The organism is Candidatus Egerieousia sp., assembly GCF_056211015.1.
Map to the genome: position 1 here is coordinate 1 of NZ_JBAELF010000112.1, position 9782 is coordinate 9782.

Genomic DNA, 9782 nt, shown 5'->3' on the forward strand with positions numbered 1-9782 from the left:
TCTCAAGCACCATATCGGAAGCATTCACCACCTCCTGCCCCACTCCCATGACCTCATTACCGAACACCAGCGCATACTTTTTCTTCATATCAAGCTCCAGTTTTTCCAAAGAAACCGAGTTCTCGGCCTGCTCCACGCTCACTATGGTATACCCCCTCTCCTTCAAATCCCGCACTGCGGCGATGGTTTCCTTGCAGTATTCCCAGTCCACGGAGAATTCGGCGCCCAGAGCGGACTTGTGAATCTCCGGCTGGGGTGGCACTGCGCAGATTCCGCACAGAACCACCTTCTCCATGAAGAATGAATCCGCAGTCCTGAAAACGGAGCCTATGTTGTGCATGCTGCGCACGTTGTCCAGAACAAGCGTTACCGGAATCTTTCTGGCCTCCTTATATTCCTGAGCGCTTATACGGCCCAGTTCGTCATTGCTTAACTTTCTGTGCATTGTCCAATGAACCCACAAGCGGTTCGCAGCACAAATTTAGCTCCCGCCGCCCATAATTGCAAGTCATATAAGCGCAGCTGCAACTTTCCTCCGGAAGTCCGGCTTAAGAGTCTTATTGGTCAGCCGCCTTTTTTATCGGCATACACACCTCTGAAACGGGCATTTTTCATAAGTGCGGAACTTAAGTTCAAACAAAATTGCCGGAAAAAGCAAAAAAAGACTATCTTTGTATATTAGGCTTGAAATGGAAACAAGTTAAATCAATAATAATTTTATGAAACAAGACGTTGAAATACTAGATTTGCTCAAGAATGAGGAAAACAGAGAACTCCGCGGCATTGAGTTGATTGCATCAGAGAACTTCGTTTCAAAGCAGGTTCTTGAGGCATTGGGGTCAGTTTGCACAAACAAATACGCTGAGGGTTATCCTGCTGCCAGATATTATGGCGGATGCGAGGTTGTTGACCAGATTGAGACTCTTGCAATCCAGAGACTCTGCAAACTTTTTGACGCAGAATATGCAAACGTTCAGCCACACTCAGGTGCTCAGGCCAATATGGCTGTAATGATGGCCTGCCTCAAACCTGGTGACACCTTCATGGGACTTGACCTGGCTCACGGCGGACACCTCACACACGGTTCACCTGTTAACGCCAGCGGTCTTCTCTACCATCCTGTTGCATACCATCTCAACGAGGAAACCGGTCTGGTAGACTATGACGAAATGGAGAGACTCGCTCTTGAGAACAAGCCGAAACTCATCATCGGCGGTGCATCAGCATACTCAAGAGAGTGGGATTGGGCAAGAATGAGAGCAATTGCAGACAAGGTTGGAGCAATCATGTGGGTTGATATGGCTCATCCTGCAGGACTCATTGCAGCAGGCCTTCTTGCAAACCCTGTGAAATATGCTCACATCGTTACATCCACAACCCACAAGACCCTTCGCGGGCCAAGAGGTGGTGTCATTCTCATGGGCAAGGACTTCGAGAATCCTTGGGGTCTCAAGACTCCAAAGGGAGTAACAAAGATGATGAGCCAGGTGCTCAATTCGAGCGTGTTCCCAGGTGTTCAGGGCGGTCCTCTCGAGCATTGCATTGCAGCAAAGGCAGTGGCATTCTTCGAGGCGCTCCAGCCTGAGTTCAAGAATTATCAGATTCAGGTGAAGAAAAACGCAGCAGCTCTTGCAGCAGCTTTCATTGAGAAGGGTTACAAGGTTGTATCAGGCGGAACAGACAATCACGTAATGCTCATTGACCTGAGGAGCAAGTTCCCTGAACTCACAGGTAAGGCCGTTGAGAAGAGGCTCGTTCTTGCAGACATCACAGTTAACAAGAACATGGTTCCATTCGATTCACGTTCACCATTCCAGACTTCAGGTATCCGTGTTGGTTCACCAGCCATCACATCAAGAGGTCTTGTTGAGAAGGACATGGCAGTAATCGTTGATCTCATTGACAAAGTTCTCTGCAACTTTGAGGACGACGCTGTTCTCGAGCAGGTAAAGGCCGGCGTAAAGAACCTGATGCACGGCAGACCACTCAACGCCTGGTAGCAGATTCAGCTTATTGCAACACAATACCGAACCAATGAGGGGCTGACTTTATAGTCGGCCCCTTTCTTATAGTTATTGATTTTTCGGCAGCATCATTCGTGAGGCAAGCAATCGCTTCCCTCACGGGTAAGTTATCTCATACGTGCAGAAATCTTCTTGGCTACCGGAACTAGTATCATGATCATGACAATTGCACCAATGAGCATGCAAGGGAAAAGCAGATAATTGCCTGCTGCAAAAGAATCGCCAACAAGTTTGTTGAATGTGTACTGGCCGAGCAGTGCAATGAAGATAGCCACTGAGAAAGCCGTACCGGATTGATTCCTGAATGCGCCGCCAATGAAGTTCAGTACAACAGGGAAGGTGGTGCCAACTCCGAAACCAACAAGTGCCATTCCAAGATAAACCGCTGATACAACTGTTGGCATTGTGAAGAAAATAACAACACCTATCAAAGCAACGCTCAGATACAGGTACAGAGTGCCCAGATCCTTGAGCTTTGAAGTAATGTAACCAAGAGGGAAACGACCGGCCATCATACCTATTGTGAACCAGGTCATTGCCAGTGTTGCAACTCCGCGATCAACTGAATGGGCATCAACGAGGTATGAGATTGAAAAACTTCCGCTCGCACCCTCGAAACCGCTCTGGAAGAACAGCACGATTGCGAACATTATGAGTGCCGGATATTTAAGCAGGCCAAGAGTCTGTTTCAGGCCTACGTTCTCGACAGGCTTTGCTGCAGGGAACGAAATGAAGAAGAAATATACTATGAACAAAGCCATTACAACGCTCATTGCATTCAACGGTATCATATAATCCGCAATGAAATAGTTGAGCAGGGTCCACAGAAGGGCGCCTATGCAGTAGAACGCACCAAGCACGCCCAATCTTCCACCACGGCGTGAATCATCATAAATATCAGAAACAACCGCATTGGTAAGTCCGTTCAATATTCCGCCACCCAGCCCCAGAGCAAGGATTGAAGCATGCAAAGCTGTCTGTGAAGATGCGTTGGCCAGTCCCTGAAGACCAACCAGAGCCAGAATGGAACTGATGATTGTAAGCCATTTGTAACCGAATCTGTCAACAACAGGGCCGAACAGAATGGTGCCAATGATAATTCCTATTGACAAGGTGGAAGGCAGCGAAACTGCGCCATCGCCAAGTTGGCCAAGGATAGGTCCAAGGGAAAGCATAGCCACGCCAAAGAAGCCCATACCTGCGCATGCAGCCACAAAGACCTTTGATGTGCTGTAATTGTTGTTCATAAGTGTAATGTTTCTAATAAGTGTTTTCAAAAGGAAACTGCCGCTCATTCGGGGAATCTCCGTTCCGGAACAAGCGGCAGTTCATATATATCATTATCTGAGGGCAAGGGCCGCAGCTCCAAGCAGTGCAGCATTGCCATCGATGGCCGAAGCTGCGAAAACAACATCGCGCATGCTTATTGGCTGCCCCCACTTGAGCGCTTCGGAGTAGATTCTTTCCACGAATATTGCAGCCGGTCCGAAAATACCTCCACCGAAAATAACTTTCTCAGGATTGAAAAGGCTCACAAGGTTTGCAGCGCCCATTCCCCAGAGCTCGATTGCCTGATCGAGCACCTTTGTTGCAATAGGGTCACCTACCTTGTATGCATCAAAGACATCGTAAGAAGTAATGTCCTCTACAGGCTTGTTTGCCATCACGCCCCTGTATGCCTTGTCACATCTGAGCGCCTTGCGCGCCTGAATGCCTATTCCTGTACCGGAAGCGTAATGCTCCCAGCAACCACAAGGAATGAAGTCCTCCCTGTACGGACGCTCCAGAGCCATCCAGCCTGTTGCGCCAACAATATCATTGGCACCGTGAAGCACATGACCGTCAATGAGGATGCCGGCTCCTATTCCTGTACCAACAGCCACATAGATAGCATTGCTGCAACCCCTTGCGGCACCTTTCCAGGCCTCGCCGAGTATATAGCAGGTTCTGTCCGATTCTATCCTTACCTCAACGGTTGAAGCTTTCTCCCCAAGCGCCTCTCTGATGTACGCCTTGAGTGGGAATTCCTCCCATCCGGGGATATTAGGAGCCCATACCGTATCTTTTTTGGAATATACTATTCCGGGAACGCAGACTCCAATGGCAGAAATCTCCGGATCAAGCATAAGAAGCTCGCACACAAGAAGTTTCACCTTGTCACCGGCAGCGGCGCCGCTTGCTCCGTCGAGCAACTGGACCTTTTTGTTGAGCATGCTGCCTTCGGCATCAAAAATGGCACCGGCCACCTTTGTTCCGCCAAGATCAATTCCTATCACCGACATACGCTACAGTTTTGAGACAACCTCTCCCATTACTGAATCATCGAGTGATTCTGCCTTCTTGCACTTGAATGTTGCAATCCTGTTGTTTCCATCGAACACGCTGATCTCAAATGTTTCAGCCATGTCAAGAAGCAGGTTGATATTGTCCTCATTTGCAGCATTCTTGTACATGATAACCTCAGTGCCACCCAGCTTGGTGTATTTTGCATTTCCGAACACAGGCTTGCCGAGTTTCTTTCCACCAACAGCTGTGATGGCTGCTCCGCCTGCTTTTATATACTTCACACACTCTTCACTTACGATAGTGTTTTCAACCTTCCCGGCAGGCTTCTGAACAACGGCTGCTTTCACCTCCTCCGGTGCCTTCTTTGCTGCTGAAGAAACTTTTGAAGCAAATGCGTTTGAGGCACTTGCTGTAGCAACAGCTGCAGTAACTGAAGCATCCTCAACTGTTGAAGCTGCAGTTGTTGCTGCATTGGCTGTGGTGTGTGCCGCACTTACAGAAGCGTCCTGTACTGCAGTGTCCGCAACAGTTGCCTCCCCCGCTGTAGCAGTGGCTGCAGAAGCAACGGCATTTGATGATGTTTCATTGTTGCGTACAAGATTCTTGAAACTTATATCTACGAATTTCTGAGCATCAGATGCAACTTCATCTATCTTGTCAATAACGCTCATCCTATAGGTTCCAATGCCGGCGCTAACCTTTGTCTTATCCTTGTTGAGACTGTTCTTTTCTGTAAGATACTCCTCTGCCGTGACGAACTCTGCAGGTGACTTGCTGAAAGGATTGTTCGAGAAGCGCATTCCTCTGAACTGGAACTTGCACTGGCCATCCGCATAAGTTATCAGAAGATTGTAAACGAAGTTCACGTTTGAGCCGAACAGGCCTATCTTGACCCTTATCTTCTCGCTGGACTGGACTATGTAGGATGCGGATTTATCGGTAGGCTCAATAATCCTATCATTCTCACCCTTGTACCTTTCTTTCAACCAATCGCCTATAACGGTACGTACCTGCGCTGCGTTCAGTTCCGCAACATCCAGTTTCCTCTCAACGTACATTTTCCCGTTCATATTTGAGAAAGCACCGGCAAGATATTTCGGATCTGAAGGGTTCTGTGTGTTCTGTGCAAAAAGCAATGCAGGGAACAGGAAAAGCAGTGAAAATAACAGTTTTTTCATGTCTGGATTTATTTTGAATTATCAATTAAAAGCTTGCGGCAATGGCAACGAAGTCGTCCGATTTGAGCGATGCGCCACCAATGAGTCCGCCGTCTATGTCGGGGCAGGCGAACAGTTCCTTTGCATTTGAAGGCTTGCAGCTGCCGCCGTAAAGTATTGTTGTGTCATCGGCAATCCGCTCTCCGAACTTTGCGGCAATGGTCTTTCTGATGAAACCGTGAATTTCCTGAGCCTGCTCCGCAGTGGCGGTCCTGCCTGTGCCTATTGCCCATACAGGTTCGTAAGCAACAATCACCTGCTTCATCTGCTCATCTGTAAGAGTGAAGAGAACCTCCTCTATCTGAGCTTTCACAACATTGAAATGCTCACCGGCCTCTCTCTGCTCAAGCTTCTCGCCAACGCAGAAGATTGGACAAATGCCCTGCTCGAGAGCAAGCGCCATTTTCCTGACGAGCTTCTCCGATGTTTCTCCATAGTATTCCCTGCGTTCGGAATGCCCGAGGATGCAGTACTGTGCCTCTACCGATTTGAGCATTGATGCTGAAACCTCGCCTGTATAAGCGCCTTTAGGCTGGTCCGCGCAGTTCTGAGCCGCAAGGCCCACATTGCTTCCCTTGAGCATCTGTGCTACAGGATATAAGTGTGTAAAAGGTGTTCCAAGAATAAGTTTCACATTTCCATTGAGCTGAGCGCTCTTTTCAACAACTTCCTTTGCCAGCTGGATTCCTTCTGCCACTGTGGTATTCATTTTCCAGTTTCCGGCAACAATATTCTTTCTCATTTTCGTATAATTATTTGATATAATTCACAAATGTAATAATTATTTCAGGAAATACCGATTGTTGTCAAGACACTGTGCTGCAAAAAAATCTTTTCACGGAAAGAAAAAGTTCATTATCAAATTCGCTCAAAGCTGAGGTTGGCGGAATTGAAATGAATGTCAGGTGTGCTGAACAAGCGGTTGATATGCCCCCCGGCAATGATTTCAGACGCAGTACCTTCCACAAACGACGGCTCCCCGGATTCGGTCATGAGCCATATCCTGTCACAGTATTTCAAGGCGTACTGCAGATCGTGAGTTGAGAAAATCACCGCCTTGCCCTCATTATGCGCAATATACGAAAGCAGCTGGCTTATATTGAACTTGTTGGCAATGTCCAGGAAAGCGGTTGGCTCGTCAAGAACCAGGGCGCCCGACTCCTGCGCCAGTGCCGCCGCAATTGCAACCCTCTGGAACTCACCATCGCTGAGTGTGGAGCAGTCAGCATCGATGAAGGAGTCCAGGCCAACCAGTTTGAGGGAATGCAGTATTGCCGCCTCGTCCTCAGGCCTGAGCTTCCCGCACCAGTTCGTCCTGTAATAGCGGTTGAGGCCAACCATATCCCTTACGCTCAGCGCATTCACTCTTTCCACCCGCGATGGTACGTATGCCACCATTGATGAGAGTCTGCTGCCCTTGTAGGAGTTCAGACTTTCACCATTGAAGAGTATGCGGCCTTCCTTGTTGAATATAGGAATGAGGGAGCAGATGGTGCGCAACAGGGTGCTCTTGCCACGCCCGTTCGCACCTATGAGAGCAACAACCTGACCTGAGCGCACACTGGCGTTTATACCCTGGAAAAGTATCCTGCGCCTGTTGCCCTTGCCAAAGCCAAGGTCAATGTTCTTCAGTTCTATTATGTTGCACGTATTTTCCAAGTCCCCTCCTATTTTCTGTTCTTCAATATTATTGCAAGTATCACTGGTATTCCCATAAGTGCGGCCACAGTGTTCACCGGAATCAGCACACCACCGGCAGGACAGGTTGATATCATATCAACAAGAAGCATTACAAAAGCACCGAGAAGTATGGATGCCGGAAGCAGCACCCTGTGATTGGAATTCCTGAATATGAATCTGGCAACGTGAGGTATGGCTATGCCAACGAAGCCTATGGGGCCGCAGAAGGCTGTCACGCCTCCGGCCAGAAAGGTTGCGGCGAGCAGGACCTTTATTTTTATTCTACCGGTGTTAAGACCTATCGCCTGTGCGTATGTCTCACCCATAAGCAGAGTGTTCAGATCCTTGATTGAAAGCACCGAAAGCATCAGGCCTGCAAGCAGCATTACGGCAAGAGCGGCAATGCTCTGTGCGGAGAGTCCCGAGAAGCTTCCCATTGTCCACAGGACATACGTTTTCAATGCCGAGTCTGCGGAAAGATACTGGAGCATTGTTATTATGGCACCGGCCACGCTGCCTACCATGATTCCGAAAATCAGCAGGCTGAGATTGTCCTTCAATCTGCGTGACACGTAAATTACGAGCAGTGCCAGGGCGAAAGCTCCGGCCAGGGCCGAACCGGCTATACCAAGAGAGTGGAACATTGTTCCCGCCCCCAGGCCAAGTGCACTGGAACCAAGGACAAATATTGAGACACCGAGTCCTGAAGCGCTGCTTATTCCCAGGATGTAAGGGTCTGCAAGAGGATTCCTGAACAGGGTCTGCATCAGGAGTCCGCAACAGCCCAGGGCCGCTCCCGACATCAATGCTGCAAGCATCTTAAGCAGCCTGAACTGAACGATTACACCCAGAGTGCTGTTTGAGTCCTGCCCTTCGGAACCGCTGAAAATATAGCTGAATACATCCGATGGCGCCAGTGCAACCGAGCCGGTCATAAGGTCCAGCAGGGCCGCCAGCACTATCGCTGTGGAAAGAAGAATGAAATATCCTGAATATCCTCCCCTCATCAGTCCTCCTCCAAGGTGCGCTGCATTGCGTATCTGCGCCATTTGTCAATAAGAGCCTGCATGTCTGAAGGAAGAGGCACCTGGAAGAACATCTTCTCACCCGTGCGCGGGTGCGTGAATCCAAGGGTCTGTGCATGCAGGGCCTGTCTTGGCAGCAAGGCAAAGCAATTGTCAACGAACTGCTTGTATTTTGTGTAAATGGTGCCCTTGAGAATGCGGCTGCCTCCATATCTTTCATCGTTGAAAAGAGGATGCCCTATATTGTTCATGTGAACGCGTATCTGATGCGTGCGTCCGGTTTCCAGACGGCATTCAACCATTGTCACGTACCCGAATCTCTCAAGCACCCTGAAATGGGTTACGGCGTGCTTGCCAATTCCGCTTTCCTCCGGATACACCTTGAAACGCAGGCGGTCATTGGGGTCACGGCCTATGTTGCCCACTATCATTCCCTCATCCTGCTCGATGTTGCCCCAGACTATGGCCACATACTTGCGCTCTATTGTATGATGGAAGAACTGTTTGGCAAGCTTGAGCTGCGCCTGATCATTCTTTGCCACAACAAGAAGGCCCGATGTATCCTTGTCTATGCGGTGGACCAGAAGTCCCAGATTGCCATCATCCGAACTGCCTGAATCGTCCGAGTCATCGGAATCCGGCTCGTTTTCGGAAATACCTGCCTGTGCAGAAGTTGCCTGTATGTCAAGATGGAACATGAGTGCGTTGAGCAGCGTGCCTGTGTAGTGGCCGTGTCCCGGATGCACAACAAGGCCTGCAGGCTTGTTCACAAGAAGCAGGTCCTCATCTTCGTAAACAATGTCAAGAGGAATGTCTTCGGGAGCCAGTACGCACACGTGCTTCTGGTAAGGAAAGTTTATTGTGATAACGTCCTCCGGCTTGACCTTGTAATTCGATTTCACAACTTTTCCGTTCACCATTACATACTCCGCATCAAGAGCCTGCTGTATGCGGCTCCTTGATGTACGTACCATATGGGCGGCAAGATATTTGTCTATACGTATGAGCGCCTGCCCTTTGTCGGAGACAAAACGGTAGTGCTCGAACATCTGATCGGCTGAACTCTGTATATTATTCTGGTCTTCAGGCATAATGCAGTTGTGTATCAGTCAAGATTCAAGTCTTCAATGTCACCCAGATCAAGGGAATCGGCAGGTTCCGGCTCCGGCTCAACATATTTGAGTTTCTCCTTGTCTCTTGTAAGATATACATCAACCGCAGTTCCCATGTGAACAGTGGAATTCCTGTAATATGGAGGGACCGTCCTGTAAACGAACGATTCCAGTGAATCTGAATAAGTGTTCATCTCTGACTCGAAATGCACCTTGCCCAGATTGAGCGAATGCTCGGCAAGCGCGTTCCTCAGCTGCTGATAGCTTGTACCTTTTAGCATAGGCATATATGTCATTGTCTCTTCTGCATTGAGTCCCAGCTTCAAATCTATGGAACTTTCCTGAGGAACCATTGTACCGGCGCACAGGGCTCTTCCTTTGAAATACTGGCCTACCACGTTGTTGGTTGCTATATCCTCAACATAAACTAGTCTGCCT

At 48.9% G+C, this 9782-nt stretch carries 10 protein-coding genes; 1 reads left to right on the forward strand and 9 read right to left on the reverse strand.

All coding sequences use genetic code 11. From position 1 onward, the window contains the following. On the reverse strand, positions 1 to 445 hold a 445-nt coding region (locus AC06L3_RS07630; protein ID WP_475670023.1), incomplete at its 3' end, for a TrmH family RNA methyltransferase. Positions 446 to 719: 274 nt separating this feature from the next. Between AC06L3_RS07630 and glyA the strand changes: the two genes are divergently transcribed. After that, positions 720 to 2000, forward strand: a complete 1281-nt coding sequence (glyA, locus tag AC06L3_RS07635) for a serine hydroxymethyltransferase (protein ID WP_475670024.1) — start codon at positions 720 to 722, stop codon at positions 1998 to 2000. 131 nt (positions 2001 to 2131) lie between these two features. Here the strand turns inward: glyA and AC06L3_RS07640 are convergent, their stop codons facing one another. The 8 genes from AC06L3_RS07640 to AC06L3_RS07675 form a co-directional block, all read right to left on the reverse strand. Next, positions 2132 to 3271: an MFS transporter gene (locus AC06L3_RS07640; protein WP_475670025.1), complete on the reverse strand. Its 1140-nt coding sequence runs from the start codon at positions 3269 to 3271 to the stop codon at positions 2132 to 2134. A gap of 93 nt (positions 3272 to 3364) precedes the next feature. Then, complete coding sequence (locus tag AC06L3_RS07645) at positions 3365 to 4306, reverse strand: ROK family protein (protein WP_475670026.1); 942 nt, start codon at positions 4304 to 4306, stop codon at positions 3365 to 3367. Between the two features lie 3 nt (positions 4307 to 4309). Continuing rightward, positions 4310 to 5488, reverse strand: a complete 1179-nt coding sequence (locus AC06L3_RS07650; protein WP_475670027.1) for a hypothetical protein — start codon at positions 5486 to 5488, stop codon at positions 4310 to 4312. 25 nt (positions 5489 to 5513) lie between these two features. Further along, a complete protein-coding gene (gene tpiA / locus AC06L3_RS07655) occupies positions 5514 to 6269 on the reverse strand; it encodes a triose-phosphate isomerase (protein WP_475670028.1) in 756 nt (251 codons plus the stop codon). A gap of 116 nt (positions 6270 to 6385) precedes the next feature. Continuing rightward, positions 6386 to 7186, reverse strand: a complete 801-nt coding sequence (locus AC06L3_RS07660) for an ABC transporter ATP-binding protein (RefSeq protein ID WP_475670029.1) — start codon at positions 7184 to 7186, stop codon at positions 6386 to 6388. 8 nt (positions 7187 to 7194) lie between these two features. After that, positions 7195 to 8256, reverse strand: a complete 1062-nt coding sequence (locus AC06L3_RS07665; protein ID WP_475670030.1) for a FecCD family ABC transporter permease — start codon at positions 8254 to 8256, stop codon at positions 7195 to 7197. After that, the gene (locus AC06L3_RS07670; protein WP_475670031.1) at positions 8214 to 9323 is read right to left on the reverse strand and encodes an RluA family pseudouridine synthase; all 1110 of its coding nucleotides are present in this window, start codon (positions 9321 to 9323) and stop codon (positions 8214 to 8216) included. Before AC06L3_RS07670 ends, AC06L3_RS07665 begins: the two co-directional genes overlap by 43 nt. Before the next feature lie 14 nt (positions 9324 to 9337). Then, the coding region (locus tag AC06L3_RS07675) for a hypothetical protein (RefSeq protein ID WP_475670032.1) at positions 9338 to 9782 on the reverse strand (445 nt) is incomplete at its 5' end.